General features: G+C 63.4%; 22 protein-coding genes. 3 read left to right on the top strand and 19 right to left on the bottom strand.

Going from position 1 to position 26211, the window contains the following annotated elements; genetic code table 11:
• Positions 1–158: 158 nt before the first annotated feature.
• The gene (locus JJE66_RS25635; RefSeq protein ID WP_200514142.1) at positions 159–1379 is read left to right on the top strand and encodes an IS4 family transposase; all 1221 of its coding nucleotides are present in this window, start codon (positions 159–161) and stop codon (positions 1377–1379) included.
• Positions 1380–1416: 37 nt separating this feature from the next.
• Here JJE66_RS25635 and JJE66_RS25640 read toward each other — a convergent pair whose 3' ends face one another.
• The 10 genes from JJE66_RS25640 to JJE66_RS25685 form a co-directional block, all read right to left on the bottom strand.
• Positions 1417–2163 (bottom strand): hypothetical protein, encoded by a 747-nt coding sequence (locus tag JJE66_RS25640; RefSeq protein WP_200517244.1) that lies wholly within the window; start codon positions 2161–2163, stop codon positions 1417–1419.
• Positions 2164–2172: 9 nt separating this feature from the next.
• Complete coding sequence (locus JJE66_RS25645) at positions 2173–3423, bottom strand: adenylate/guanylate cyclase domain-containing protein (protein ID WP_200517245.1); 1251 nt, start codon at positions 3421–3423, stop codon at positions 2173–2175.
• Positions 3420–3809, bottom strand: a complete 390-nt coding sequence (locus tag JJE66_RS25650) for a response regulator (protein ID WP_200517246.1) — start codon at positions 3807–3809, stop codon at positions 3420–3422. The genes JJE66_RS25645 and JJE66_RS25650 overlap by 4 nt, the downstream gene beginning before the upstream one ends.
• The gene (locus JJE66_RS25655) at positions 3806–6937 is read right to left on the bottom strand and encodes a GAF domain-containing protein (RefSeq protein WP_200517247.1); all 3132 of its coding nucleotides are present in this window, start codon (positions 6935–6937) and stop codon (positions 3806–3808) included. Before JJE66_RS25655 ends, JJE66_RS25650 begins: the two co-directional genes overlap by 4 nt.
• A 156-nt stretch (positions 6938–7093) precedes the next feature.
• Complete coding sequence (locus JJE66_RS25660; RefSeq protein ID WP_200517248.1) at positions 7094–8077, bottom strand: ABC transporter substrate-binding protein; 984 nt, start codon at positions 8075–8077, stop codon at positions 7094–7096.
• Positions 8078–8201: 124 nt separating this feature from the next.
• Complete coding sequence (locus JJE66_RS25665) at positions 8202–11297, bottom strand: MexW/MexI family multidrug efflux RND transporter permease subunit (RefSeq protein WP_200517249.1); 3096 nt, start codon at positions 11295–11297, stop codon at positions 8202–8204.
• 79 nt (positions 11298–11376) lie between these two features.
• Positions 11377–12570 (bottom strand): efflux RND transporter periplasmic adaptor subunit, encoded by a 1194-nt coding sequence (locus JJE66_RS25670; protein ID WP_200518769.1) that lies wholly within the window; start codon positions 12568–12570, stop codon positions 11377–11379.
• Positions 12571–12572: 2 nt separating this feature from the next.
• Positions 12573–13274, bottom strand: a complete 702-nt coding sequence (locus JJE66_RS25675) for a TetR/AcrR family transcriptional regulator (RefSeq protein ID WP_200518770.1) — start codon at positions 13272–13274, stop codon at positions 12573–12575.
• A gap of 66 nt (positions 13275–13340) precedes the next feature.
• Positions 13341–13931 (bottom strand): thiamine pyrophosphate-dependent enzyme, encoded by a 591-nt coding sequence (locus JJE66_RS25680; protein ID WP_200517250.1) that lies wholly within the window; start codon positions 13929–13931, stop codon positions 13341–13343.
• The gene (locus tag JJE66_RS25685) at positions 13928–14470 is read right to left on the bottom strand and encodes a phosphonopyruvate decarboxylase (protein ID WP_200517251.1); all 543 of its coding nucleotides are present in this window, start codon (positions 14468–14470) and stop codon (positions 13928–13930) included. The genes JJE66_RS25680 and JJE66_RS25685 overlap by 4 nt, the downstream gene beginning before the upstream one ends.
• Before the next feature lie 106 nt (positions 14471–14576).
• Here JJE66_RS25685 and JJE66_RS25690 point away from each other — a divergent pair, with 106 nt between their 5' ends.
• Entirely contained in the window at positions 14577–15797 is a 1221-nt protein-coding gene (locus tag JJE66_RS25690) for a cytochrome P450 (protein WP_200517252.1), read from the top strand.
• Positions 15798–15803: 6 nt separating this feature from the next.
• Positions 15804–16481 carry a potassium channel family protein gene (locus JJE66_RS25695; RefSeq protein WP_200517253.1) on the top strand — a complete coding sequence of 226 codons (678 nt, stop codon included), beginning with the start codon at positions 15804–15806 and terminating at the stop codon, positions 16479–16481.
• 139 nt (positions 16482–16620) lie between these two features.
• On the opposite strand, the gene JJE66_RS25700 is transcribed toward JJE66_RS25695, so the two are convergent.
• The 9 genes from JJE66_RS25700 to JJE66_RS25740 form a co-directional block, all read right to left on the bottom strand.
• Complete coding sequence (locus JJE66_RS25700; RefSeq protein ID WP_200517254.1) at positions 16621–17484, bottom strand: sugar phosphate isomerase/epimerase; 864 nt, start codon at positions 17482–17484, stop codon at positions 16621–16623.
• Positions 17484–18689 carry a dihydrodipicolinate synthase family protein gene (locus JJE66_RS25705; protein WP_200517255.1) on the bottom strand — a complete coding sequence of 402 codons (1206 nt, stop codon included), beginning with the start codon at positions 18687–18689 and terminating at the stop codon, positions 17484–17486. Before JJE66_RS25705 ends, JJE66_RS25700 begins: the two co-directional genes overlap by 1 nt.
• A 10-nt stretch (positions 18690–18699) precedes the next feature.
• Positions 18700–19851: a Gfo/Idh/MocA family protein gene (locus JJE66_RS25710; protein WP_200517256.1), complete on the bottom strand. Its 1152-nt coding sequence runs from the start codon at positions 19849–19851 to the stop codon at positions 18700–18702.
• The gene (locus JJE66_RS25715) at positions 19848–21245 is read right to left on the bottom strand and encodes a hypothetical protein (RefSeq protein WP_200517257.1); all 1398 of its coding nucleotides are present in this window, start codon (positions 21243–21245) and stop codon (positions 19848–19850) included. The genes JJE66_RS25710 and JJE66_RS25715 overlap by 4 nt, the downstream gene beginning before the upstream one ends.
• A 215-nt stretch (positions 21246–21460) precedes the next feature.
• Positions 21461–22306, bottom strand: a complete 846-nt coding sequence (locus tag JJE66_RS25720) for an ABC transporter ATP-binding protein (protein ID WP_200517258.1) — start codon at positions 22304–22306, stop codon at positions 21461–21463.
• Between the two features lie 127 nt (positions 22307–22433).
• On the bottom strand, positions 22434–23426 hold the full coding sequence (locus JJE66_RS25725) for an ABC transporter substrate-binding protein (protein ID WP_200517259.1): 993 nt from the start codon (positions 23424–23426) through the stop codon (positions 22434–22436).
• Between the two features lie 54 nt (positions 23427–23480).
• Entirely contained in the window at positions 23481–24290 is an 810-nt protein-coding gene (locus tag JJE66_RS25730) for an ABC transporter permease (RefSeq protein WP_200517260.1), read from the bottom strand.
• 186 nt (positions 24291–24476) lie between these two features.
• Positions 24477–25184, bottom strand: coding sequence for a TetR/AcrR family transcriptional regulator (locus JJE66_RS25735; RefSeq protein ID WP_200517261.1), 708 nt, complete (start codon positions 25182–25184; stop codon positions 24477–24479).
• Positions 25185–25355: 171 nt separating this feature from the next.
• Entirely contained in the window at positions 25356–26204 is an 849-nt protein-coding gene (locus tag JJE66_RS25740; protein WP_200517262.1) for a VOC family protein, read from the bottom strand.
• Between the last annotated feature and the right edge of the window lie 7 nt (positions 26205–26211).

The raw sequence follows: 26211 nt of genomic DNA on the forward strand, positions 1-26211 counted from the left end.
AGCGGAGCGATGGCGGAGATGGATATCGGCTATTTCGGCGACGAGCGTCTTAAAAAAATGGCGCTCTGTTGCTTGCGCGTGTCTGCGAGCGACAGACGGTTTGTCTGCGCAAACTTGGCGAGGATCGCGCCGAGAAGGTCAAATTTCGGCGCTTTTTGATGAATGAGCGGGTCACGGTCGACAAGATGGTGATCCGCGCGCGAGCGCGTCTGCGTGAGATTGCGGCCGGCCGGCACGTCCTGGCGATCCAGGATACCAGCGAGATCAACTATGAGGCCAAGCGAGGGCGCAAGCGCGATCTCGGCCGGGTGGGCAATGGCCGTGACGTCGGCCTGTTCGTGCATCCCGTTCTGACGGTTGATGCAGAAACAGGTCACTGTCTGGGCCTGGCCGACGTGCAGGTCTGGCGCCGCTTTAAAACCAAGGCCGCCGACTATCGCAAGCAGCCGATTGAGGAAAAGGAATCCTATCGATGGGTGAAGGGCCCGCGGCGGGCCAAATGGGGCCTGACCAAGGCGAGCATGATCACAGTGATCGACGATCGCGAAGGAGACATTTATGAGAAGTGGGCTCGCCTGCCGGATCGTCGCACGCATCTGTTGAGCCGCGCGTGCCGGGATCGTGCAACAACAGGCGACCGCGCTCTGTTTGCGACCATGGCGGCACTGCCCGAGCAACATCGCTTGGCGATCGATCTGCCGGCGCGGGCAGGCAAGCGCCAGGCTCGTCAAGCGCAGTTGGCGGTGCGGTTCGGAACGGTCGTCGTCTGTCGGCCAGCATCCTGCTCCGATCCCCACGCGCCGCGCCAAATTGAACTCTCCGCGGTCGAAGTCCGCGAGATTGATCCGCCGAGCGGCGAGGAACCTGTCCTGTGGCGTTTGCTGACCACCCATGATGTCGAAACTGTCGAACAGGCTGTCACGGTGATCGGCTGGTACCGCCAGCGCTGGCATGTCGAACAATTGTTCAGGACCGTGAAGCGCCAAGGCCTTGATCTCGAGGCGAGCGTTCTTGCCGAAGGCGCGGCGCTGGAAAAGCTCGCCGTTATCGCTCTCATCGCCGCGTGCCAAACCATGCAACTCGTGCTCGCGCGCGCCTCGCTCGACGATAGCCAACCTGCCTCGCACGTCTTTGACGATCGCGAAATGCAGGTTCTATCGGCCTTGCAGGAACGTTTGCGGGGCCGCACCGCCAAACAGCAAAATCCCCATATACCAAGCAGCCTTGCTTGGGCCGGCTGGACCATCGCCCGCCTCGGTGGCTGGACCGGTTACGAGAGCGACAAATCCAACGGCCCAATCACAATGCGCGACGGGCTCGAACGCTTCCGAGCCATCGCCCAAGGCTTCTTCCTCGCCAAAAATGTGTGCCCAAGCTAGCCCATAGGGAGAGGTGCCACAGCGGCGACGACCAGCGTCAGATCACGGTTTCGCGCATCGCGCGCCGGCAATCCATCTCATATTCGAGATCTACCACCGGCGGCCGGGCAAAATGCCAGGTCAGGCCGGAGCGCAACGCGCCGCGCCGAACCAACTCGTCGACAAGGGCGTGGTGGAAGTCGTGCACGGAATAGGCCTGCACGCCCGTGGTGTCCTTCCAGCCGAAACCGAAGGCGGTCATCCGGTTCTCCATCTGCGAAGTGGTCGCGAAGCGCACCTTCTCCCGGAGCCCCTCCAAACTGAGGTCGCGGTAGCGCACCGTGCGCTCGACATAGGTGCCGCTGCCCTCGCGCGCCTCGGCGCCGCCAGCGATCACGAACGATGGTGCTTTGGAGTTCGTCGGGCGCGTGAAGGAGAACGCATAGAACGACGGCTCGGACGGTGGATCGATCTCAGGACAGACATTGCTGCGCGCCACCGGATTGGTGGTGCCGTCGAAGATGCCCCATTCGGACAGCGTCTTGACGTAATGCAGGTTGAATGCGCGAAAGCCCTCTTCGCTGAAGGCCGCCGGCGAACGCAGCTCGCAGGCGCAGAACGCCGTCAGAGGACGTCCTGCCTCCTGGATGAATTTCGCCGCAAGCGCAAATCCTTCGGCAAGCGGCACGAGGCGATCGAACCGGACGCGCTCGATCTCATAGCCGTCACCGGCAGCGGCACCGGCCGAATACTGGAACACGGAGGGAATGAAACGGTAGTTGCCGGCGGCGAATTCACGAATCATGACGAATCCCTATTCCAATTGCATGCGGATGCCCTTGCCGCCGTTGAGCAGGCGTTTCAGGTGAAAGCCGGCGAGAGGATCGTCGGCATACATGCCGACCAGCGCAGCAAAGGCCGGCATGGCCGCGACGTCGCCGGCTTCCATCTTGGCAAAGGCCTCCGAATATTGCGCCGTCGCGGACGCCACGAATTTTTCCTGCGGCAGCGGCTCGAAGGCGCGCAACGGTTCGCTGCGTCCGCGCAACACCAAATCGCCTACGGGACGCCCCCGGAAATTCTCGGCCGCCTCGGCGACACTGGAGCTGATGCAGATGCGGGTCCCCAACTGCTTGTTCGCAGCTTCCAGCCGTGCCGCGATGTTGATGGTATCTCCATACGCGGTATAATCGAAGTAGCGGTTGCCCCCGAAATTGCCGACCAGTGCCGCGCCTGCGTGAATGCCGATGCGGGTGACGCCAAAATTCACGCCCTTTGCCCTCTGACGCGCGCAAAAATCCTGCGCCCAACGATCGAGATCATGTGCGCAGGCGACCGCGCGCGTCGCATAGTCAGGCTGATCGCCGGGTGCATTGAAGAGCACCTGGAGCGCATCGCCGATGATCTTCGCGACTGTCCCTTCATGGGCGAAGACGACCTCGGTCATCCCGCCGACATATTCGTTGAGAAGCTCGCCCAGCGTCTCGGGCGGCGCAGTCTCGACCAGCGACGTGAATCCGGTGATGTCGGTGAAAATGGTCGCGACATCGCGCCACTGCACCTCGATCCCCTGACCCTCGCCGCTTGCCACCAGACGCTTGGCGAGCTCGGGCGAGAAATGACGCGACAGCGCGGCATGCGCGCGCTCGGCTTCCATCTGGCGCCGCCGCACCTCGCGCAGCATCTCGATGTGGCTGATGGTCTTCTGGATCGTGGTTTCCAGGTCGAGGAAATCGATCGGCTTGGTCAGGAAGTCGAACGCGCCACGGTTCATCGCGGTGCGGATGTTGCTCATGTCGCCGTAGGCGGAGACGATGATGGTCGACTTCTTGTCCTCGGCCTCCTGGAGCTTCGCGAGCAGCGACAACCCGTCCATCCGCGGCATGTTGATGTCCGAGACCACCAGGTCGACAAGCGGATTCTGCTCGATCGACTCCAGCGCCTCGACGCCGTCGCGCGCGAATATGAAGTTGACCAGCCCGTCGCGGATCTGCCTGCGGAACTTTTGCAGGATCAGCGCCTCCAGATCAGGCTCGTCGTCGACGAAGAGAATGGTCGGGGTCATGCCGCCTGCTCGAGCCTGGTGTCGATCTCCTGGCGCAATTGCGCAAAGTCAATTGGCTTGGTGAGGAGCCCCGTGGCGCCACTTTCGATCGCCTTCCTGCGCGTCTCGAGGTCGCCATAGGCTGTGATCATGATGACCGGAACATGCGGATGGTCGGCACGCACCTTCGGCAGCATGTCAAGTCCGCTCATGCCGGGCATGTTGATGTCCGACAGGATCAGGATTAGCGAGGGATCACGCACCTCGGCCGCGCGCCTGAGCGCATCGGGCGCCGAGAGCGCGAATTCCATGTGGAAGCGACCGGCCCGCAGGTCCCGCCGGAACTGCTGCCGGAACAACGCCTCGACGTCGGGCTCGTCATCGACGACCAAGATGTAAACGTTCAAGTCGTGCCTCCGGCAGTATTTCCTGCTGCCATGGTCCGCGGCAGGGTGATGATGAATTCGGTGAAAACACCGGGCTCGGTATTCACGTCGATCGTACCGCCGTGCTGCTTCACGACGATGTCGTGGCTCATGGAGAGGCCGAGCCCGGTGCCCTCGCCGGCCGGTTTGGTGGTGAAGAAGGGATTGAACATCTTCTCCTTCACCTCCTGCGGAATGCCCGTGCCGTTGTCGCGGATCCGGATCTCCACCCTGCCGCCCAAGTCTTTCGTCTCGGCACTCAAGGTCGGCTCGAAACCGTCCGCGGCGCTTTCCTTGCGCTTGGTCCCCGCATAGAAGCCGTTCGAGATCAGATTGAGGAAGACGCGCGTGATCTCCTGGGGATAGATGTCGACCATGCCTGCGGCCCGATCGAAATCGCGCTTCAACGTAACGTTAAAGCCGGGTTTTTCGGCACGGGCACCGTGATAGGCGAGATTGAGGCTCTCCTCCACGATCGCGTTGATGTCGGCGAGGCGATGCTCGCCGGAGCCTTCGCGCGAATGCAGCAGCATGTTCTTGACAATGGAATCGGCGCGCTTGCCGTGCTGCACGACTTTCTCAAGATTGCCCTTGAGCATGTGGGTCAGTTCGTCGACCTCTTCTTTTGTCTTGTCGGCAAGCCCGGCCGATTGCAGCACCTCATTGAGTTCGTCGATCAGCTCGGTCGAGACCGACGAAAAATTGTTGACGAAGTTGAGCGGGTTCTTGATCTCGTGGGCGATTCCCGCGGTGAGCTGGCCGAGCGACGCCAGCTTCTCGGTCTGGATCAGGCGACCCTGGGCGGCGCGCAGCTCGTCGAGCGATTGCGAGAGCTCCCTGGTGCGTTCTTGAACTTCGTCGAACAGCCTGACGTTTTCGATCGCGATCAGCGCCTGGTCGGCAAAGGTGGTCGCAAGTTCGACCTGCTTGGCGCTGAACGGCCGCACCTGGTGACGCGTCAATACGAATACGCCGATCGGCGCACCATCCCGCGATAGCGGTACGCCGAGCATGGTGCGTATGTCGGCGCTCCGTCGGGCCGCAGAGGGCGCGAACTCCGGATCCGCCTGGACGTCGGGAACATGGATCGTCTTCCCCTCCAGCAGGGTCCGCCCGACGACGCTTCCCCGTTCCGGCACGGTCGTGAACGTGGCGAGGTGACTTTTCTGAGAGTCGGCAAGTCCATGGCTGGCCGCCAGCCGATACCCATCATCCATGGGACGGAAAATCGTCCCCTCGTCCGCATCACACAGGCGCGCCGCGGATTCCACGAGCGTATCCAGGACAGTCTGCAGGTCGAACGCCGAGCGACTGATCACCTTCAAGACCTCGGCGGTCGCAGTCTGCTGTTGGAGCGATTCGCTAAGGTCGTCCGTGCGCTGACGCAATTCCTTGAGCAGCCGCGTATTCTCGATGGCGATCACGGCCTGGTTTGCAAAATTGGTCACCAGCTCGATCTGTTTTTCCGTAAACGGATGGACCTCCTGGTGAAAAATGCCGATTGCACCGATGACCTCGGTGTCCTTGAGCAAGGGGACCGCAAGGATAGTACGCGCTCCGGCGAGATCGGCATTGGCCCGGCGCACCGGATCGCCCTCGATGTAAGCGCGCTCGGCCTTCGAATCGATGACATGAACCGCCTGCTTGCTACGAAGCAGCCGGCCCATCGCCGTGTCCGGGCCGGGACGGAACAGCGGTTCGCGCCGCCGCTGTTCGGCGAAGGCCTCTGGTGCGTTGTGAAGAGCCACGCATCGGGCGGAATCGCCCTCCACCAAGAGCATCATTCCAAATTTTGCCTCGCATATCCGGGTGGCATTCGCGAGCATCACGTCGAAGACGGGCTGCAGGTCGCCGGAGGAATTGCTGATAGCCCGCAGCACCTCGGCCGTCGCGGTTTGCTGCTGCAATGACTCGCTCAATTCCGCGGTCCGCTGCTCGACCTTGTTTTCGAGGTCGGCATAGGATTCCTGCAGGCGCTCGCCCATGTGGTTGAACTGCTCGGCGAGCTCCTCGAGCTCGTCTCCGGTCTTGACCGTGATCCGTTGGCCGAAATCGCCGCTGCCGATGCGCTCGGCGCCGCTGCGCAGCGCCTGGATCGGGCCGACCATGCGGCGTGCGAGGAATATTCCGGCAAGCACCGCAAAGATCGAGGCCGCAAGCAGCACGATCGCAAGCCGCTCCAGCGAGGCATAGAGCGCCGCATAGGCCTCCTCGACCGGCATCTCGACGAACATGGTCCAGCCGAGCGGGTTGATCGGCGCGGATGCCGTCAGAACCTCCTGTCCCTGGATGTTGGTCGCTTCCTGCAAAGCGTCTGGCATGACCCCGCCACCGGCCTGCGCGGCGCGCACCTGCGCCAGCCCCGACATGTCGGTATTGCGCAGCACGAGACTGATGTCGGGGTGCGCGATCAGGCGTCCCTGCGGGCCGACCACATAGGCGTGCCCGTGCTCGCCGACCTTGATCTGGGACACAACGTCCCAGATCAGCTTGAGGTTGACCTCCGCGATGCTAACGCCGGCATCCTTCCTCGCGCCGGCCAGTGCCAGCGTCATGTAGGGCTCGGACTCCCTCCGGAAATACACCGGCCCGTAATAGACCTTGTGCGCGACGGCTTCGGTGAACTTCGGATCGCTGGACAGGTCGATGCCGCTGTCGATCGCGTCCATCGCCAGCCGTGAGACGCGCAGGCGCTCCTTGCCGGTCGAGTCCACCTGAGCGAGCTCGGTGATCGCGGGGACCTGACGCAGCAGCCGCAGGGCGTCGAACCGGCGCGGCTCGATCGAGCCCGCCGACCATGGCAGCTGGGTCGTCCAGCCGAGCTGGCTCTCGATCTCCTTGACGAACTGGCTGATCTTGGCAGCCGCGGCCTCGGCCTGCTCGTGCTGGACCCGGATCAGCGCGGCCTTGTGCTCGCGATAATAGAAGAAGACCTCGAACAGGCCGTTGGCAAGCAGGGCGACGGCGACCACGGCCACGAACAGCGCAACATATTTGGTGAACAGTCGGGTCCTGATCCCCCGCCCCACTTCCGCGGACACAGCAGCGCCGCCGGCCGCGCTCGGCAGCGGCCTGGTTTGCGGGGTGTCGGGATGGACGGAAATGCTCATTCCCCCAAGCCTAGAGCCCTTTCCGTTCCGATGGAATCGGAACGGGGCTCTAGATTCTTGTTTTGACGCGTTTTCTTTACGCGAACCGGTATCCATTTCGCTCGAAAACGCTCTAGCAAGAAGGCCGGACCTTGTCTCTCGCTGCAGCGCACAAGGTTATTCGATGACTTCGTCGGCAAGTGCCAGCAAGGTGGGCGGAATTTCAAGTCCGGTCGCCTTGGCCGTCTTGAGATTGATCACAAGGGGATAGCGGGTCGGCAGCTCGAACGGCAAATCGCCGGGGTTGGCCCCGTTGAAGATGCGGGCGACCAGGGCCGCCGCCCGCTCGAAGGATTCCGAGGAGTCGGCACCATAGGACATCAGGCCGCCGTCGCGGGCAAACTGGTCGAATTCGTAGATCGCCGGCAGCCTTCGGACGGCAGCGAACTCGAACACGCGCGCGCGATTGAGAATGGTCAGCGCGTCCGCCACCATCAGGATGCCGTCGGGCAAATCGTCATTCATCGCTGAAAAAGCTTCGTTGAAATCGTCGGGTTCGCGGACACCTAACGCCTGCACGGTCAGGCCGAGCGCCTGGGCCGCCTTCGCGGACGCCTGGTAACGCATGGTCATGCCGAGGTCGTCCTTGTTCCAGAGCATCGCGACCTTGGTCAGCTTCGGCGATACCTCCTTGAGCAGCGACAGCCGCTTGGCACTCAGCGTCGCTGCGACGTCCGAAATCCCGGTGATCTTGCCGCCCGGATGCGCCAGGCTTTCGATCAGCCTGGTTTCGACGGGATCACCGACGCCGCTGGCCGCGACGGTGGCTATGCCGGCTGCCTTGGCAGCCATCGCCGTCGGATAACCAATGATGACGATGACATCGACGTTCCTGGCCTTGAGCTCCGCGATCAGCGCAGGCAGCATTGCGACGTCGCCAAGCGCGCCCCGCGCCTCGAAGGTCAAGTTCTGGCCGAGCTTGAATCCACGCTGTTCAAGCACCTTAATCAGGATCTTGCCGCCCCGGCTCTCCGCCGTCACCGGCGCAATCGGCGCCACCGTTCCAAGGCGATAGATGCGGCCTGGCGTATCGGCCGACGCCACGCCCGGCCGCGCCAGCGCCGCCCCGCCAAGCACTGCCAGAAATTCGCGTCTCTTCATCCGACGACCTGCCACAGGCACCCACGCTCCGCGCTCCAGCCATCATCATACGGGATGTTGCGCACCAAAAAAAAGCGGCAACAGCGAAGGCTGTTGCCGCTTTCGTACGCAAATTGAACCTTGGTCAGGTCGGGCGTAGCGCCTTGGCGCCGACGTCGAGCTCGTTGACCTGCTTGTTCCGCTCGGAATCGGCCGCCGCGCGATGGTCGCTCGCCAGCACGACATAGACGGCAGGCAGCACGAACAGCGTGAACAGCGTGCCGATCGACATGCCGGCGACGACCACGAGACCGATCGAGAAGCGGCTGGCCGCACCGGCGCCGGACGCGGTCAGCAGCGGGATCAGGCCGGTCACCATCGCGGCCGTCGTCATCAGGATCGGCCGGAGGCGGATGCGCGCGGACATTTCGATGGCCGAGCGGCGGTCGAGCCGTTCGTTGACCTGAAGCTCGTTGGCGAACTCCACCATCAGGATGCCGTGCTTGGTGATCAGGCCGACCAGGGTGAGCAGACCGACCTGGGTGTAGATGTTCATGGTGGCGACGCCGAAGAACAGCGGGATCAACGCGCCCACGATCGCCATCGGCACCGAGATCATGATCACCAGCGGATCGCGCAAGCTCTCGAACTGGGCCGCCAGCACCAGGAAGATGATGATCAACGCGAAGCCGAAGGTGATCGCGAGCTGATTGCCTTCCTGCACATACTGTCGGGAGTCGGCCAGGTAGTCATGGCTGAAGCCCTGCGGCAGCTTCTTCGCCTCGCTTTCGAGGAAGTCGACCGCCGCACCGACCGTCACGCCGGGCATCGGCACGGCCGAGAACGTCGCCGAATTGAGCTGATTGTAGTGCGTCAGCGAGTTCGGAGCGGTCTTGGTCTTGATCGAGACCACCGTCGACAGCGGGAGCTGCTGGCCAGTGTTGGTGGTCACGTAATAGCCGCCCAGCGATTCCGGCGAGAGCCGCTTGCCGCGCGGCACCTGCGGGATGACCTGATAGGAACGGCCCTCGAGATTGAAGCGGTTGGTGTAGTTGCCGCCGAGCAGGATCGCCAGCGTGCTGCCGAGATTTTGCATGTTGACGCCGAGGTCCTGGGCCTTGGTGCGGTCGATCGTCACCTCCACGTTCGGCTGGTTGTAAGCAAGATCGCTGTCGGAGACGATGAACATGCCGCTCTTGCGCGCGGCGTCCTTCAGCTTCTCCATCTGCTCATAGACCGTCTGGAACCCGGCGGTGGAGTTGATCACCATCTGCACCGGCAGGCCGCCGGGGCCACCCGGCAGCGGCGGCAGGTTGAATGCAAAGGCCTGAACACCCTCGATCTTGGAGAGCTCGGCCTGGACCAGCGGCTTCAGCTTGATCGAGGAACGCTTGCGTTCGTCCCACGGCTTCAGCAACATGCCGGCAATCCCGCCCTGCGGGCCGTTGATGCCGTTCAGCACGAAGCGCAGATCGGTTTCGGGGAACTTCTGGAATTCCTTGTCGAGCTTCTCACCATAGAAGTCGACATAGTCGATGTTGGCGTATTTCGGTGCCTTGGTCACCGCGAACACGATGCCCTGGTCTTCCTCGGGTGCGAGCTCCTTCGAGGTGTGCATGTAGAGGAAGCCCACGAGCCCGAGGATCGTCACCGCGAACAGGCCGGTGATGGCCTTGTAGTCGAGCGAGCGGTCGAGCCGTCGGCCGTACCATCGCGTGACGGCGCCAAACACCCTGTTCACCAGCTTTGCGAACCGGCCTTCTTCCGTGTTCCTCAGCAGCACCGAGCACATCATCGGCGACAGCGTCAGCGCGATCACGCCCGACACGATCACCGAACCCGCCAACGTGAAGGCGAATTCGCGGAACAGCGAGCCGGTCAGTCCGCCGAGGAAGCCGATCGGGGCATACACGGCGGCCAGCGTGATCGTCATCGAGACGACCGGGCCGACGATTTCGCGCGCGCCTTCCAGTGCAGACTGCACCGGTGTCTTCCCTTCTTCCAGATGCCGATGGATGTTCTCCACCACCACGATGGCATCGTCGACCACAAGCCCGATCGCGAGCACCATCGCCAGCAGCGTCAGCAGGTTGAAGCTGAAGCCCAACATCAGCATCAGCGTGCAGACGCCGATCATCGACAGCGGGATCGTGACGACCGGAATGATGACGGAGCGGAACGACGCCAGGAACAGGAAGATCACCACGATGACGATGATCACGGCCTCGCCCAGCGTCTTCTCGACCTCGTCGATCGACGACTGAATGAACTTGGTCGAATCGTAGGCGACCTTCATCTTCATCGACGGCGGCAAATTGCGCTCGAGCTCGGGGAACAGCGCGCGCACGCCCTTCACCAGGGTCAGCGGGTTGCCCTGCGGGGTCGCCTGCACGCCGATGAAGATCGCATGCTCGCCATTGAACGCGACGCTCGCATCCGTGCTCTGCGCGGCAAGCTCGACGGTGGCGATGTCCTCCATCCGCACGAAGCCGCCGTCCTTGGCCTTGACGATCATCTTCTTGAACTGGTTGACGTCGGTCAGCCCGGTGTTTGTCGATATGTTCGAGACGATCAGATAGCCCTTGGTCTGGCCCGCCGCGGATTGGAAATTATTCGCGGCGATCGCCGCGGAGACATCTGCCGGCGAGACGTTGCGGCCGGCCATCTTCATCGGGTCAAGCCACAGCCGCATCGCAAAGGTCTGGCCGCCCAGGATGTCGGCGGACGCCACGCCGTCGACCGTTGACAGCACGGGCTGTACCACGCGCGTGAGATAGTCGGAGATCGCCGAGCCCGACAGCTCGTCCGAGGAGAAGCCAAGATACATCACGGCCGTGGTCTGGCCCGTGGTCTTGGTGACGATCGGGTCGTTGGATTCCTTCGGGATCAGATATTTGACCGAGTTGGTCTTCGCGAGCACCTCGGTGAGTGCCTGATTGGGATCGAAGTTCAGCTTGATGTAGACCTGGATCGTCGAGGTGCCGAGCACCGAGGACGAGGTGATGTAGTCGACGCCCTCGGCGGAGGCGACCGCCTGCTCGATCGGCGTGGTGATGAAGCCCTGGATCAGGTCGGCCGATGCGCCGGGATAGACGGTCGTGATGTTGATGACCGTGTTCGACAGCTTTGGATATTGCCGGATCGGCAGCGTCGTCGCCGCGCGCAGGCCGATCAGAAGGATCAGCAGGCTGACGACGATCGACAGGACCGGGCGTTTGATGAAAATATCAGTAAAGCGCATCGCGGCGATCTCGATTCGATCTCGATTTCTTGGGCTTATGAGGCATGATCCGGCCGTGCCGGATCATGCGAGCGCATCGTCAGTAACGCGGCGGCTGCGCCGGGATCTGCGGAGCCGGGTCGGTCGAAATCGACACCGCCGCACCCGATTGCAGCTTGAGCTGGCCGACGGCGACGACCTTGTCGCCCGGCTTCAGGCCCTTGACGATTTCAGCACGACCATCGACCCGGTTGCCGGTCTGCACGAAGGTGCGAACCGCGCTCAGGCTGGTCTTGCCGTCCTCGCCTTTCTTTTCGGTGATCACGAACACGGAGTCGCCGTACAGCGTATAATCGACCGCCGTCTCCGGCACGGTGATCACGGCCGGCTTGTCCGGCAGCACCACCGTGGTGGTCACGAACATGCCGGGCTTCAGGATCTTCTCCGGATTGGCGACTGTCGCCTGCACGCGAATGTTGCGGGTGTCGGTCGCGATCTGCGGCTCGATCGTGGTAATCTTGCCGTCGAAGGTGCGGCCCGGATAGGCGTCGACCTTCAGCCGGACGGGCTGGCCGACCTTGAGGTTGCCGGAGTCCTTTTCCGTCACGGTGAAATTCGCCCACAGCTCCGACAGATCGGTCAGCGACACGATCGCCGTGCCGGCCGTCAGATACTGGCCGAGCTCGACCTTGCGGACGCCGAGATCGCCGGCGAACGGCGCACGCACCAGCTTCTGCGAGATCAGCGCCTCGGTCTTGGCGATGCCGGCCATGGCCTGGTCATAGGCGGCTTGTGCAGTATCGACGGTCGCTTGCGGGCCGAACTGGCGCGCGGCCAGTTGCTTGGCGCGATCGAGCGAAAGCTGTGCGACGGTCGCCTGCGCCTTGTAATTGGCGAGGTCGCCCTGATCCGGCGCGTCGAACAGTTGCACCAGCGGCGTGCCGGCGTCGACATGCGAACCCGGCTCGAACTTGATCTCGGTGACACGGCCGTTGACGTCTGCGCTGACGTCGACCTGATGTACGGCGACCAGGCTGCCGACTGCGGTCAGCAGGTTCGGCACCACCTCGGACTTCGCCTCGGCTGCGCTGACCGAGGTCGGCGGCGGCTTGTTGTTGGCGAAGAACTGCTTGATCATCTGGCCGCGGAAATAGTTGAACCAGACCAGGCCACCGACGAGCGCGCCCAGCAGCGTGCCGACGATGATGAACCAGAGCACCGGCCGGACCGGGCGCTTGGGAGCCTTGTTGTCGATCGGTTCGCCCGAAATCTTGTGTTCGGTCACGATGTTCATTGTCATGCGCTTTCTGCAATCGCCGTCTGGCCGGCACAAGCGGCCTGATCGTGGCCCAAATGCGAGGCAATTGCGGCGTCGTTAAGTCCGATACCCCTCAAGAGAAACTCACACAGCTGCCGCTCCAGGTCGTTCGCCTTGCCGTAGACGAGGCAGGGCGTGGCCGGCAACCTGGCCAGCGCAGCCGTCATCACCGTATGATGCGCAAACCAGAACAGGTTGAGCGGCTCGATGCCGCAAGGCCGCGCGTCACCGGCCGTGACCGCCCGCTCCAGCGAGGCGACGAAGATCGCCCCGATCAGATTCTCGATCTTGGCATACAGCAGACGGCCGAATTCGCCGTCATCCAACTGGCTCGTGACCGTCAGTCGCAGGCGTTGGGCCTCCTCCTGGTCGAGACCGTCTGCGATCAGCAGGAAGTGCTGGACCATGCCGCGGATCAGTTCGACCAGAGTAGCCGTCGAAGGCTCCCGCTCGAGCAGCTCCATCAACGCAGGGTCCGCCTCGCATTCGTCGCTGAGGATTTCGGCGTAGAGCGCCGCCTTGGACGGAAAATGCTTGAACAGCAGCGCCTCGGAAATGGCAGCGGCGGCCGCCACGCTCTTGGTTGTGGTGCCGGTATAGCCGTGTCGGGCGAAACAGCGTTTTGCGGCACCGAGGATCAATTGACGCCTCAGGTCGCTCGTCATTCTCAGTGAGCTCATGCGAGTGAGTAAGCACTCACCCACGCCAAAGTCAAGCAGAATGGTGCAATGCAACCTTCATGGGTTCTAGATCGGCTGGAAGCCGAGATCGCCGCGGATCCGGTTGACGATGTAAGTCCCATCCCGGCTCGGCAAAATCCGCGCGACGTTGGCGCTGTCGATCTTCACATTGGCAAATCGCGGTCCCGCCGAAAGGTCGTGGAGCGCTCTGGCGAAGGCTTCAACCTCGGCCATGGTCGAGATCGCCCGGCTGTCGGCGATGCCGCAGGCCTTGGCGACGCCGACGAGGTCGGCGGCCGCGGAGGTGTGGCTGGTCTGGCCGCCGGTCTCGCCATAGGCCTCGTTGTCGAGCACTGCGATCGAGAGGTTGGACGGCTTCTGCAGGCCGATGGTGGCAAGGCTCCCCATGCCCATCAGCATTTCGCCGTCCCCGGTGATGACCAGCACCGGCAATTTTGGCTGCGCCAGCGCCAGGCCCAGTCCGATCATCGCAGCGCCGCCCATGCCGCCCCAGAGATAGAAGTTGCGGGCATGATCGCCCGCGGCGGTGATGTCGTTGGTGGAGGCGCCGAGGCCGCCGATCGCAACCACGTCCTTCCGGTTCGCAAGCAGCGCGGACACCACCTGGCGGCGATCGAGGAGATTGGCCTTGCTCATTTGGTAAAAACCTTGGCGCCGATCAGGCGCTGCGACAGCAGGACGGCGGTGGGTGTGAGCGCGTTGTAGGCTTGCGCCGCGGCCGCCTCCAATACGGCCGGCACCTCGGCTGCATTCGAGGCGCGCAGCACCTTGACGCCGTAGAGCTCGAACACGCCCTGCGTGGTCGAGCCCATCGGCACCTGCCACGGATTGAACTCGCCCCACTCGCCGCGCATGGTCACGAGGGTGAGGAACGGAAAGCGCAGGATCGGAATCAGCGACAGCATGTTGATGCAATTGCCGACGCCGCTGGATTGCATCAGCAGCACACCGCGCTGGCCGCCGGTCCAGGCGCCGGCCAGCAGCGCCACGCCCTCTTCCTCGGTCGTCAGCGGAATGCCGCGCATCGTGGAAGAATCCAGCACGCGCTGGATCAGCTTCGAATGGCCGGCATCGGGCACGTAAGGCACCTGCCGGACGTCGAAGCGTTGCAATGTCGCGAAAATATCGTCGGGCCAGTTCGGGGCCGTGTCGGAAGCGTCAGCGCGGGCGTGCATTTTCCTGTCCGGTCGGCTAGCAAATCACGGCGAGACTGTAGACGGTGATCAGCACGGCTCGAAAGAGCGAAAACGGCATATCGGTCTCAACCGGTGAGTATGGCGCATGAACGCAGATGCGAAAGAATTGGCGGCCAATTTCGACCTGGCGAAGCTGACGAGCGAATTCTACGACGACCCCTACCCGACTTATCGTGCACTGCGGGAGAACGAACCGGTCAAGCGCCTGCCGAGCGGCACAATGTTGCTGACCCGCTACGACGACCTCGTCACCACCTACAAGAACACCAAATCCTTCAGCTCGGACAAGAAACGCGAGTTCGCGCCGAAATACGGCGATACCCCGCTCTACGAGCACCACACCACCAGCCTCGTATTCAACGATCCGCCGGCGCACACCCGCGTGCGGCGCCTGATCATGGGCGCGCTGTCGCCGCGCGCGATCGCTGGGATGGAGGGCGACCTGATCAGGCTGGTCGATGGCCTGCTCGACGCCATCGCCGCCAAGGGACAGTGCGAGCTGATCGAGGACTTCGCGGCCTCCATCCCCATCGAGGTGATCGGCAATCTGCTCGACGTGCCCCATGACGAACGCGCGCCATTGCGCGAGTGGTCGCTGGCGATCCTTGGCGCGCTCGAGCCGGTCGTATCGACCGAAGTCGCCGCGCGCGGCAACAAGGCGGTGACGGATTTCCTTGCCTATCTCGATACGCTGGTAACCCGCCGGCGCCGAAAGCCCGGCAATCCCGAACGGGACGTGCTGACGCGCCTGATCCAGGGCGAAGACAACGGCGAACGCCTGACCGAAAAGGAGCTGCTGCACAATTGCATCTTCCTGCTCAATGCCGGCCACGAGACCACCACCAATCTGATCGGCAACGGCCTCGTCGCGCTCGACCGAAACCCGGACCAGAAGCAGCGGCTGATCGACAATCCAGACATGATCAAGACCGCCGTCGAAGAGATCCTTCGCTACGAAAGCTCGAACCAGCTCGGCAACCGCATGACGACGGAGCCCGTCGAGCTTGGTGGCGTCACACTCGAAGCGGGCACGTCGATCACGCTGTGTATCGGTGCGGCCAATCGCGATCCCGCGCAATTTCCCGACCCCGAACGCTTCGACGTCGCGCGTACGCCGAACCGGCATCTCGCCTTCGCCACTGGCGCACATCAATGCGCCGGCATGGCGCTGGCACGGCTCGAAGGCGCGATTGCGATCTCGCGCTTCCTGGCCCGCTTCCCGGACTATGCCGTGAGTGGCGAACCAGTGCGCGGCGGCCGCGTCCGGTTCCGCGGCTTCCTGAGCGTGCCCTGCTCGATCGGCTGAGGCGTCATGAACATTGATCAATTGCGCGAACGCTGGGCCGATCCTGCCCTGACGGTGCTGACAGGGCTGCTGATGATCATGATGTTCGTAGTCTCGCCGTTGCAGGCGCTTGGGCTTTTTGCATTCCAGGTTTCCGAGCTCGTGCTGGCGCTGCTGCTGGTCTGCGGCATCTTCGTGATTTCCGGCAGCCCCATCGCGGTCGTCGCGATGCTGGTTGCGCTCGGCATGATCGTGACCGGCGCGATCCTGCGGATCAGATCGCCGTCGATCCTCGACCTCAATCTGTTCGCGGGCTCGTGGTTCATCGTGGGAACGACGATGGCCTGGGCGGTGGCGCGCCAGACCTTCGCGCCGGGACGCGTAACCTATCACCGCGTCATCGGCGCGGTGCTGCTGTATCTGACGGTCGCCGTGATCTTCGCGGCACTCTACACCTTCATCGGCTCGCTGGATCCGGACGCCTTCGTCAGCATGAAGGTGGAAGACAGTCCCAGGCTCGCCAGCGAGGTCATCTATTTCAGCTTCGCAACCATGACCACGACCGGATATGGCGACGTCGCGCCGCTGCACCCCGTTGCGCGCAGCTTGTGCAACATGGAAGCCATTTTCGGTCAGCTCTTTCCGGCGACGCTGCTGGCGCGACTGGTCACGCTCGAAATCGAACACCGCGATCAGGATTCGTGACGCGCCCTGCCAACAAAAATGATGAAAACAACCCCATGCACAGTAGAACGCGGGTCGGTGGAAAACCCTCGCTCGATCCGCCGAACCGTCTGACACATCGATCGAATCCGCGACGCGCGCGCAATCCTCGCCCGGACGGCTACACCACGGTCTTGTGCCGCGCGATGCAGGTGCGGAGCACCTCGTCCATGGGCTTGTTCCACCAGTCATTCGAGAAGATCTCGATTTCAGAAAAGCCAGCATAGCCCTGCGCCTCGACTGCGGCGCGCGCGGATTTGATGTCGATGACGCCGTCGCCCATCATGCCGCGGTCGTTGAGGATGTCTTTGGTTGGCACCAGCCAGTCGCAGACATGGAATGCAAGCAGGCGATCTTGGCCTGCGCGCGCGATCTGGCCCATCAGCTCCGGGTCCCACCAGATGTGATAGACGTCGAGCGCGACGCCGAGCATGCCGGTCCGATGAGGATCGAGCCGGTCGCAAATGTCGAGCGCCTGTTTTGTGGTGTTCACGCAGGCGCGGTCGGCCGCGTAAGCTGGATGCAGGGGTTCGATCGCCAGCGGCAGCTTTGCCTGTTTGGCGTAATCGAGCATTTCGGCCAGTGCTTCCTCGACCTGCCCGCGGGCCGCCACGATGTCCTTCGAGGCCTCACTGCCCGGCCGCGAATATTGCGGCAGACCGCCGACGACCAGGACGATGCAGGGCGCGCCCAGCGCCTTGGCTTCGTCGACGCTGCGGCGGTTGTCGTCGCGCACTTCGGTGCGGCGCGATGCATCGGAAGTGAACATGCCGCCACGGCAATAGCCGGAGAGATCGAGGCCGGCGTCGCGCACCGCGCGCACGGCGCGGTCGAGCCCAACGGCCGCGACCTGGTCGCGCCAAGGATCGATGGCGCGGATGCCGTGCTTCGCACAGGCATCGATGATCTCGGCGAGATCCCCCTGCTTGCGGACGGTTGCCGTGTTCAGCGAGAGCCAGCTGTGGTCGGACGAGAAATCGCGCATCAGTCTTCCAGTCCGTGCGAAGCCAGCACGGTCTTCATCCGCCGCGTCGCCAGTTCAGGATTGGCGAGCAGGCCGGCCTGATCGGCCAGCCGGAACAGCTCGGCCAGATGCAGCATCGAGCGTGCGCTCTCCTGCCCGCCGACCATGGTGAAATGGTCCTGGTGGCCATTGAGATACGCCATGAACACCACGCCCGTCTTATAGAATCGCGTCGGCGCCTTGAAGATGTGGCGCGACAGCGGCACCGTCGGCCCCAGCACGTCGTGGAAGCCGGCCTCGTCACCGGCCGCCAACCGCGACAGCGCGTAGGACGCCGCCGGCGCGATCGCATCGAAGATGCCGAGCAGCGCGTGCGAAAAGCCCTGTTCGTCGCCGGCGATCAGCTCGGCATAGTTGAAGTCATCGCCGGTGTACATCTTGATGCGTTTATCCAGGCGCCTGCGCATGTCGATCTCGCGCTGCTTGTCGAGCAACGACACCTTGACGCCATCGACCTTGGCCGCGTTGCCGTTGATGATGGCCACCGCAATGTCCATCGCCTTGTCGAGATCTTTGGTGCCCCAATATCCCGTCAGCGCAGGATCGAACATGTCGCCGAGCCAATGGATGATCACGGGCTCGCGAACCTGCGACAGTACCCGATCGTAGACCTTGGCGTAGTCGTCCGCGTTGCGGCCGAGCTTGGCCAGCGCGCGCGACGCCATCAGGATGATGCGGCCGCCGATCTTCTCGACGGCGGCGAGCTGCTCTTCATAAGCGCGAATCACGTCGTCGAGGCTCTTGGCATCCTCGACTGCGAGGTGATCGGTGCCGGCGCCGGAGAACACCAGCGCATTGCGCCGTTTGGCAGCAGATACCGAACGCGTAATCAGCTCCAGCGAGGTCGGCCAGTCCAGCCCCATGCCGCGCTGTGCGGTGTCCATGGCTTCGGCGACGCCGAGGCCGAGGTCCCAGACATGCTCGCGGAAGGCGATGGTCTTGTCCCAGTCGACGGCGACGGAGAGCCAGGGATCGTTATCTGCGAAGGGATCGACCACCGTGTGCACGGCCGAGAACGCGATGCGATTCAGCGTGCCCTCGAGTTTTGCGGGAAAGGTGCGCGAGGCGGCGAGCCGGTAGGTCTCGATCGACCGGTCGGCCTTCGGCAGCTTGAGCGACAAGGACGACATTGAAGAAGCAGGCTTGGGCAGGACGGGCTTGTTCATATGTCCCTCCTCAGGCCTTGATCGGGGCGACGTCGATCCAGCGTCGCTCCTTCCAGCTCTTCAGCGCGCATTCGGCGAGCTGCACGCCCTTGACGCCTTCGAGCAGGGTGAACTTGTAGGGCGCATCCTCGTAGACGTGGCGGATGAACATCTCCCACTGCTCCTTGAAACCATTGTCGTAGGTGACGTTGTCGGGCAACTTTTGCCAGTCGCCGTAGAAATCATGCAGCCGCTTCTCGTCCGGATTCCACACCGGCCGAGGTGTCGCCTGCCGCGCCTGGATCATGCAGTCGGTGAGGCCCGCGACCGCCGAGCCGTGGGTGCCATCGACCTGGAACGTCACGAGGTCATCACGGTAGACGCGGGTGACCCAGGACATGTTGATATGGGCGATGACGCCGCCCTCGAGCTGGAAGGTCGCGTAGGCGGAATCGTCCGCGGTCGCCTTGTACTTCTTGCCCTGCTCGTCGAACCGCTCGGCGATGTCGGTGTTGCCGATGCAGACCACGCTCTGGACGTTGCCGAAGAGATTGTCGAGCACGTAGCGCCAGTGGCAGACCATATCGAGAATGATGCCACCGCCGTCCTCGTCGCGGTAATTCCAGGACGGCCGCTGCGCCTCCTGCCAGCCGCCCTCGAACACCCAATAACCGAACTCGCCGCGCACCGAGAGGATACGGCCGAAGAAGCCGGAATCGCGCAGGAAGGCGATCTTCTTCAACCCGGGCAGGAACAGCTTGTCCTGCACCGTGCCGTGCTTGACGCCTTTGGCGTTGGCGAGCTTGACGACCTCGAAGGCTTCTTCAAAATTCGTCGCGATCGGCTTCTCGCAATAGACATGCTTGCCGGCATTGATGGCCTGGGTCAGAAGTCCCGGTCGCGCCTGCGTGGTTGCGGCGTCGAAGAACATGGTGTCGTTGTTGTCGGCGAGCGCGGCGTCGAGGTCGGTGGTCCAGCGCGTGATATTGTAGCGCTTGGCAAGCCCCTCGACCTTCTCGGCGCTGCGCCCGACCAGGATCGGATCGGGCATGATGCGGTCGCCGTTGTTCAAGCGGACGCCGCCCTGGTCGCGGATCGCGACGATCGAGCGGATCAGATGCTGGTTGAGCCCCATGCGCCCGGTGACGCCGTTCATGATGAGGCCGAGGCGTTGGGTGGTCATGCCAATTGCTCCTTAAGTGGTTTTGACTGTTCGAGCGGGCGGAGCGCCGACCAGTCCGGATGGACCGACGTCGCAAAGCCTGCTGTGTGAAGCGATCCCGTGAGAAGATCGCCGTTATGAATGGAGAGCCGGATGCCTTGGCCGGCATCGGCATAGAGGTCGGGATGCGCGGCCGCGAAAGCCTGCGCTTCGGCGGCGGGGGTCTCGCCGAAGCCGTCGACATAGTGATGGCCGTTGCGTTCGGCGTGGGTGACGCCGATGAAGGCGCCGAGCGCGAGATCCTGCTGCACGGCAAGGCCAGCCTGGCAGGTCAGGTCCTCGCCCGTGACGAAAAACTTGTCGCCGCCTGTGCTCCACTTCGCCGCGCGCGTCGCGTTGACGATAGACTTGTAGAGTCCCTTGCAGGATTTCGACGAAATGCCGTGATAGCCGAGTGCGCGCGCCGCGGGGAAAGCGTCGTAGGAATCATCGGCCTCGTCCATGATGAAGCCGCGTGCGGCGAGCGATCCGAGCGGCGATTGCCGGGTGATATCACGCGGCATCGGCTGTTCGATGTAGAGCAGGCGCGAAGCGATCGACCGCAACGCGGGCTCGCGATCGAGCCGGTCGATCAGCGCCTGCAGCGGGGTCAGATCCGCGTATTGCTCGTTGGCGTCGAGCGTCACTTTGTAATCGCGCCCCAGCGTATCGAGTTCCTTGCCGATGCGCGTCAACCGCATCGCATCCGCCGCGGGATCGCCAGACAGCTTCAATTTGAAGTAATTCGCACCAGCGTTCTCGCGCGCATCGGCAACGCCGCCCTCGCCTTCGACGCGGTCGTCGAGGCCGACGGTATGCCTGATCGCAACACGCGCCAGCGGCTTGCGGCCGGAGAGGAACGTCGCGATATCCGCTTCTTTCAGGTCGGGCGACAGCCGCGCATCGATCCCGGCGATGTTCCCGGCCATTCCGTCGAAGAAATTGGTCTCGGCGGCGCGCAGCAGTGCGTCGAGGATGGCCTTGTCGATCTCCGCCGGGCCGTAAGCCGCGGCAAGCGCCGGAATGTTCTTTTTCGCACAGGTTGCGACCTGCGCGCCGATGCACAAGGCATGCAGATCGAACGCCGTCAGAAATCCGGTCCGCGCAAGATAGAGCCCGCGCGCAATCCCCAGCGAGCGGCGCAAGCCATCGACCGTCTGCGCCGGCGACAGCTCCGGCCGCTTGTCGAACCATTTCGGCACCAGCAGCTCGGCGCTGGCGCCGACGGCGATTCCCCTGCCCTCGACCTCGATCTCCACCCGCACGAACAACTGCGGCGTCGCGTTGATGGTAATCGCGCCAAAGCGGAACGGCCGGGCGAACTGCACGGGTCGTTCGAAGAACGCGATGTCTCGCAGCTTCAGGCGCGGCGCCATGGTGTTACGGCCTAACGAAGTTGGTAAGCGAGGTTTCGCCACGGGCGCGGTGCACCTCTCCCGCATGCGGGAGAGGTCGGCACGAAGTGCCGGGTGAGGGCTTTCTCCTCTTGCGGGTTCTCGCCGGCGGAGACACCCTCTCCCCAACCCTCCCCCGCAGGCGGGGGAGGGAGCGCACCGTTGTCGTGGCTGTGACAAGAGCCAATCGCATTGCGTTAGTCCAACGACCCCTGCGAGAAGAAATGCTTGCGGATGCGTTGCACGAGCTCGGTGAAAACCGGGTCGGCCATCGCGTCGAGCGAGCGCGGGCGCGGCAGCGGCACGTCGTAGATCGCGGCGACCGCGCCGGGCCGCTCGGTCATGACCAGCACGCGATCGGCGAGGAACACGGCCTCGGGAATCGAATGCGTGATCAGCAGCACCGTCTTCCTGGTCTCGCGCTGGATCCGCATCAATTCAACGTTCATCCGCTCACGCGTCAGCGCATCGAGTGCACCAAACGGCTCGTCCATCAGCATGATCCTGGGGTCATGCACCAGCGCGCGGCAGATCGAGGCCCGCTGCTGCATGCCGCCGGAGAGCTGCCAGGGCAGCTTCTTCTCGAACCCTTCCAACCCGACCAGCTTCAGCAGCGCCTTGGCGCGGGCGAGATATTCGTCCCGCGGCAGCCGCTTCATGTCGATCGGCAGCATCACGTTGGAGAGAATGTTGCGCCAGGGCAGCAGCAGTGCGTTCTGAAAGACGATGCCGACATTGCCGTGCGGCTTCGTCACCTTCTCGCCTTCGACCAGGATCTCGCCTGCTGTCGGCGGCAACAGACCGGAGATCAGCTTGAGCAGCGTGGACTTGCCGCAGCCGGACGGGCCGACCACGACGAAGAACTCACCGTCGTTGATGTGGAAATCGAGCGGACGCAGCGACGGCACGTCGCCGTCGCGCGTCCGGTAGGTTTTGGACACGCCGGACAGCGTGATGCCCGACGCATCGCCGGCCGCCCGGCCGCTCACCAGTCTCAAATGCGCGGCCGGCTGGTCCGCCGAACTGGCCTTGTTCGGAATCATTCAGTCCCATCCAATCGAACACAAATGTCGGCACCGTCGCTGCGAGGAGCGAAGCGACGAAGCAATCCAGAGTCTTTCCGCAGAGGCAGCCTGGATTGCTTCGCTTCGCTCACAATGACGGAGGCGCTCACGTGCCGCTCTTCGGCAAATAATCGTTTGTATAGAACGCCTTCGGGTTGTCCTTGGCCTTGGCATCAAGCCCGCCATATTCGACCATCAGATTGACCGTATCCGTCATGTTCTGGTCGGTGACCTGGAACGGCCGCTTGGTCTTGGTCTCCGCGGTCCGGTACAGTGGAATGGTCAGCTCAAAGCCCTGCGTCAGCGTGTCGATCTTGCCGCCCTTGGGGTTGGCATCGAGGATCGACTGCGCCGCCGCCTTCGGCTCCTTCTCGGCGGCTTCGACCGCCTTGGTCGTCGCCGACATGAAGCGACGGACCAGATCGGCATTGGCCTTCACGTAGTCGGTGTTGGCGATGATGCCGGAGGAGACCATGTTGATGCCGTAGTCGGCGAACTTGATCGGGTAGACGTCCTTGCCGGTGGCGTCCTTGATCTTCATCGACTGGTCCATGACGTAGCCGAGCAGCAGATCGGCCTGGCCGTTGATGACGGCGTTAAGCTTGGTCTGGCCGTCGCCGGCAACGGTGTGGAAGTCGCTCTCCTTCAGACCGGTCTTCTTCAGGAACAGCGGCCAGATCTGGGTCATGGAGTCCGCCGGCGTGATCGCCACCGTCTTGCCCTTGATGTCCTCGGGCTTCCTGATGTTCTTGTCGGCAAAGCCCATCACGGACATCGGGCTGGTCTGGAGCAGCACGCCGGTCGCGATCACCGGCGCGCCCTTGATCGCGGCGCGCATCATGGTGGGAACGTCGACATAGCCGAAATCGGCGGTCTTGGCGGCAACGGCCTGCGTGGTCGCAGCCGAACCGCGGCCTTCCTGGATCTCGAGGTCGATGCCTTCGGCGGCATAAATGCCCTTGTCCTTGCCGTAATAGAACGGCGCATGCTCGCCATAGACGTACCAGTTCAGCATCAACACGACCTTGTCGGCCGCTTGCGCCGGCGTAACCGCAAACGCCATCAGCGCCGCCGAGACAACTCCTATCCACCGCTTCATCGTCACTCTCCCTTGTCGTTATGTTTCAGCCGTTGGTGCCGTTCGTTGCTTGAGTTAGGAGGCGAAAATCACGTCCTCGCGCTGGCTGACATGCCAGGGAATGACCAGTTTCTCGATCCGGTCGACGATCCAGAACAGGATCACACCGAGCAGCGCCAGGATCACCAGCGCCGCGAACATCGTCGGCAGGTCGAAGGTGCCGATCGAACGCTGCATCACATAACCGATGCCGGAATTAGAACCGACGAACTCGCCGACGACGGCGCCAACCACGGCGAGCGTCACCGAGACTTTTAACCCCGAGAAGATCGCCGGCAGCGCGTGCGGCAGGTTCACCGCACAAAACACCTGAAAGCGGCTGCCCTGCATGGCGCGGGCGAGATCGACCATGTCGGGGTCGACCGATTTGAAGCCCTGCACGGCCGAGACCACGACCGGAAAGAATCCGAGCAGGAAGGCCGAGATCACTTTCGGAATGATGCCGAAGCCGAACCAGACCACGAACAGAGGTGCGATCGCGATCTTCGGCACGGATTGGGAAAACACCAGCAGCGGATAGACGTAGCTCTCCACCGTCTTCGAGCCCGCGATCAGCATCGCGACGGGAATGCCGAACAACGCCGACAGCAGGAAGCCGCAGACGGTCGCATAGGTCGTCGGCCAGCTCTGGCGCAGCAATTCCGGCCAGTCGGTCCACAGGACAGCGACGACGTCGGCCGGCGCCGGGATCTGGTAGGCAGGGATTTTGAACAGCCGGATCGCGAGGTCCCAGGCCACGACGATGAACACCAGGAACAAAAACGGCCGGATCCAGGCCGCGTTCAGCATCTTGGACACCGCACTCTGCGGCTTCAACTCAGCCACGTCTCACTCCCGGTCGTCTTCTTCGTTCGGGAAGAAATTAACCCGTTGGATAAATACTGTCCAGAGCTTTCCCTGTGACGTTTTGGGCCTTCGCGACCCGTAGCCCGGATGGAGCGCAGCGTAATCGGGATGGTGCCATCAACGACAGGGGTCCCGGATTGCGCTGCGCTCCATCCGGGCTACGAACTACGCCGTCTGCGCCACCACGCTGCGTGGCTTCGACGGCTTCGCGATCGCGAACAGCTCCGCCGACCGCCCCGTCAGCGCCGCGAGCACAAGGCCAGCCATATGCGCGAGCCGCTCGTCTTTGGCGTCCTTGGCGAGCAGGTCGCGGCCGAAGATCACGCCGAGCGTGGCCGAATTCGAGAGATAGAAGAAACTGAGCGCTGCGATGGAGATGTAGAGCTGCACCGGATCGACCGTGACCTGGAAATCGCCGCTCTCGACGCCGCGCCGCACCACGGTGCGGATCATCTCGACGAAGGGCGAGTGCATCGACTTGACCTTGGCCGAGCGCTTCAAATGTTTGGCGCGGGCGAGGTTTTCGGTCTGGAGCAGCGACAGGAATTCGGGATTGCGCAGGAAGTAACCCCAGGTGAATTCGATCAACCGCCGGATGGCCTCGGGCGGCTCGAGGTGTTCGAGATCGAGTCCCCGCTCCTCGCTGCGGATCTTGTCATAGGCGCCCTCGAGCACCGCGAGATAGAGTTCGTCCTTGTTGCCGACGTGATAGTAGAGCATGCGCTTGTTGGCGCCGGCGTTAGCCGCGATGCGGTCGACGCGCGCGCCGGCGAGCCCGTGAGCGGAAAACTCCTGCTTGGCGGCTTCGAGAATGCGCAGCCGCATCCCCTCGGGATCGCGCTGCCATTTCAGAGTTCGCTTTGCCTTCGCCAAAACCGGGTGCTCGCTGGGTGCTCTGGGTGTGGATGTAACACGTGCGCGGCCGTTTGAGAACGTTCTGTCATTCCGGGGCGCGTCCTTCGAGCCCGGAATCCATCGTGCGGCGAAGTCACTGGACGACTGGATTCCGGGCTCGTCGCTGCGCGACGCCCCGGGATGACGGCCTCAATCCATCGGCTTCGGCGATCGCTCCAAGAGCACGGTCTGGATTCCACAGGTGCCGTTCCGCACCGTCATGATCCGCGTGCCCGGCTTGCGGCCGTTGCGCACTTCGGTGACGTCGAGGCCGGCGGCGATCAGCCGGGCGCGGGTGGCGTCGATGTCGGCGACCCGCCAGCTTAGGCCCCAGAGACGGTCATGCAGAGGATCGCCGCCTGCGACGGGGCGGCGTACCACCTCAACGATGAGATCGCCGCAGCGGACGAACATCAGCTGCCCCCAGTCGTGGTGGGAGCGGTCGAGCGCGAGATCAAGCCCGAGCCGCGCGCCGTAGAGCGCGGCGGCGCGATCGGAATCCTCGGTCGTGATCACGACATGGTCGAGCGCGTCGATCGGCGCGGTGTCGGTTGCGAGCGACAGCGGGCGCTCCTCGGCAAGCTCGAGGAAGAACATGCGCACGCCGCGCGTCAGCTCGGTCGCGGCCCGCGTGCGCTTCCAGTGCAGAGCCGCGCCGCTTGCGTCGTCGGTGCTCTCGACCTCGGCGACGGAATCCGGCTTGAGCGCCACCCGGTCCAGCCGCCGGTGCATCTTGCCGATATCTGCGACACGAAAGCACAGGCTGGCGAGCACGCCCTCCTGATCGTCGAGCAGCGCGCGCATGCGGTCGGCGGTCGCGGTGAAGCCGCTTGGCGCCATCAATTCGATGGTCATGTTGTCGAGGGTGAACAGCACCCGGTCGGCGCCCTCGCCGGAATTCTGCCAGGCCGGCGCGCGCCCGAGGAGGGTCTGATAGGCCGCCTTGGCCGCACCGATATCCTTGACCAGAGCGACGACGTGATCGAGGCCGGTGATCATCTTCCCC

The sequence above is a fragment of the Bradyrhizobium diazoefficiens genome, from assembly GCF_016612535.1.
GTDB classification, from domain to species: domain Bacteria; phylum Pseudomonadota; class Alphaproteobacteria; order Rhizobiales; family Xanthobacteraceae; genus Bradyrhizobium; species Bradyrhizobium diazoefficiens_C.

What these genes read in the sequence shown, in the direction of transcription:
- JJE66_RS25635 (WP_200514142.1), top strand. Translation starts at nt 159, where the DNA reads ATGAATGAGCGGGTCACGGTCGACAAGATGGTGATCCGCGCGCGAGCG.
- JJE66_RS25655 (WP_200517247.1), bottom strand. Translation starts at nt 6,937, where the DNA reads ATGAGCATTTCCGTCCATCCCGACACCCCGCAAACCAGGCCGCTGCCG.
- JJE66_RS25740 (WP_200517262.1), bottom strand. Translation starts at nt 26,204, where the DNA reads ATGATCACCGGCCTCGATCACGTCGTCGCTCTGGTCAAGGATATCGGT.
- JJE66_RS25670 (WP_200518769.1), bottom strand. Translation starts at nt 12,570, where the DNA reads ATGAACATCGTGACCGAACACAAGATTTCGGGCGAACCGATCGACAAC.
- JJE66_RS25720 (WP_200517258.1), bottom strand. Translation starts at nt 22,306, where the DNA reads ATGATTCCGAACAAGGCCAGTTCGGCGGACCAGCCGGCCGCGCATTTG.
- JJE66_RS25665 (WP_200517249.1), bottom strand. Translation starts at nt 11,297, where the DNA reads ATGCGCTTTACTGATATTTTCATCAAACGCCCGGTCCTGTCGATCGTC.
- JJE66_RS25660 (WP_200517248.1), bottom strand. Translation starts at nt 8,077, where the DNA reads ATGAAGAGACGCGAATTTCTGGCAGTGCTTGGCGGGGCGGCGCTGGCG.
- JJE66_RS25685 (WP_200517251.1), bottom strand. Translation starts at nt 14,470, where the DNA reads ATGCACGCCCGCGCTGACGCTTCCGACACGGCCCCGAACTGGCCCGAC.
- JJE66_RS25705 (WP_200517255.1), bottom strand. Translation starts at nt 18,689, where the DNA reads ATGAACAAGCCCGTCCTGCCCAAGCCTGCTTCTTCAATGTCGTCCTTG.
- JJE66_RS25640 (WP_200517244.1), bottom strand. Translation starts at nt 2,163, where the DNA reads ATGATTCGTGAATTCGCCGCCGGCAACTACCGTTTCATTCCCTCCGTG.
- JJE66_RS25680 (WP_200517250.1), bottom strand. Translation starts at nt 13,931, where the DNA reads ATGAGCAAGGCCAATCTCCTCGATCGCCGCCAGGTGGTGTCCGCGCTG.
- JJE66_RS25645 (WP_200517245.1), bottom strand. Translation starts at nt 3,423, where the DNA reads ATGACCCCGACCATTCTCTTCGTCGACGACGAGCCTGATCTGGAGGCG.
- JJE66_RS25715 (WP_200517257.1), bottom strand. Translation starts at nt 21,245, where the DNA reads ATGGCGCCGCGCCTGAAGCTGCGAGACATCGCGTTCTTCGAACGACCC.
- JJE66_RS25700 (WP_200517254.1), bottom strand. Translation starts at nt 17,484, where the DNA reads ATGCGCGATTTCTCGTCCGACCACAGCTGGCTCTCGCTGAACACGGCA.
- JJE66_RS25675 (WP_200518770.1), bottom strand. Translation starts at nt 13,274, where the DNA reads ATGAGCTCACTGAGAATGACGAGCGACCTGAGGCGTCAATTGATCCTC.
- JJE66_RS25710 (WP_200517256.1), bottom strand. Translation starts at nt 19,851, where the DNA reads ATGACCACCCAACGCCTCGGCCTCATCATGAACGGCGTCACCGGGCGC.
- JJE66_RS25725 (WP_200517259.1), bottom strand. Translation starts at nt 23,426, where the DNA reads ATGAAGCGGTGGATAGGAGTTGTCTCGGCGGCGCTGATGGCGTTTGCG.
- JJE66_RS25690 (WP_200517252.1), top strand. Translation starts at nt 14,577, where the DNA reads ATGAACGCAGATGCGAAAGAATTGGCGGCCAATTTCGACCTGGCGAAG.
- JJE66_RS25695 (WP_200517253.1), top strand. Translation starts at nt 15,804, where the DNA reads ATGAACATTGATCAATTGCGCGAACGCTGGGCCGATCCTGCCCTGACG.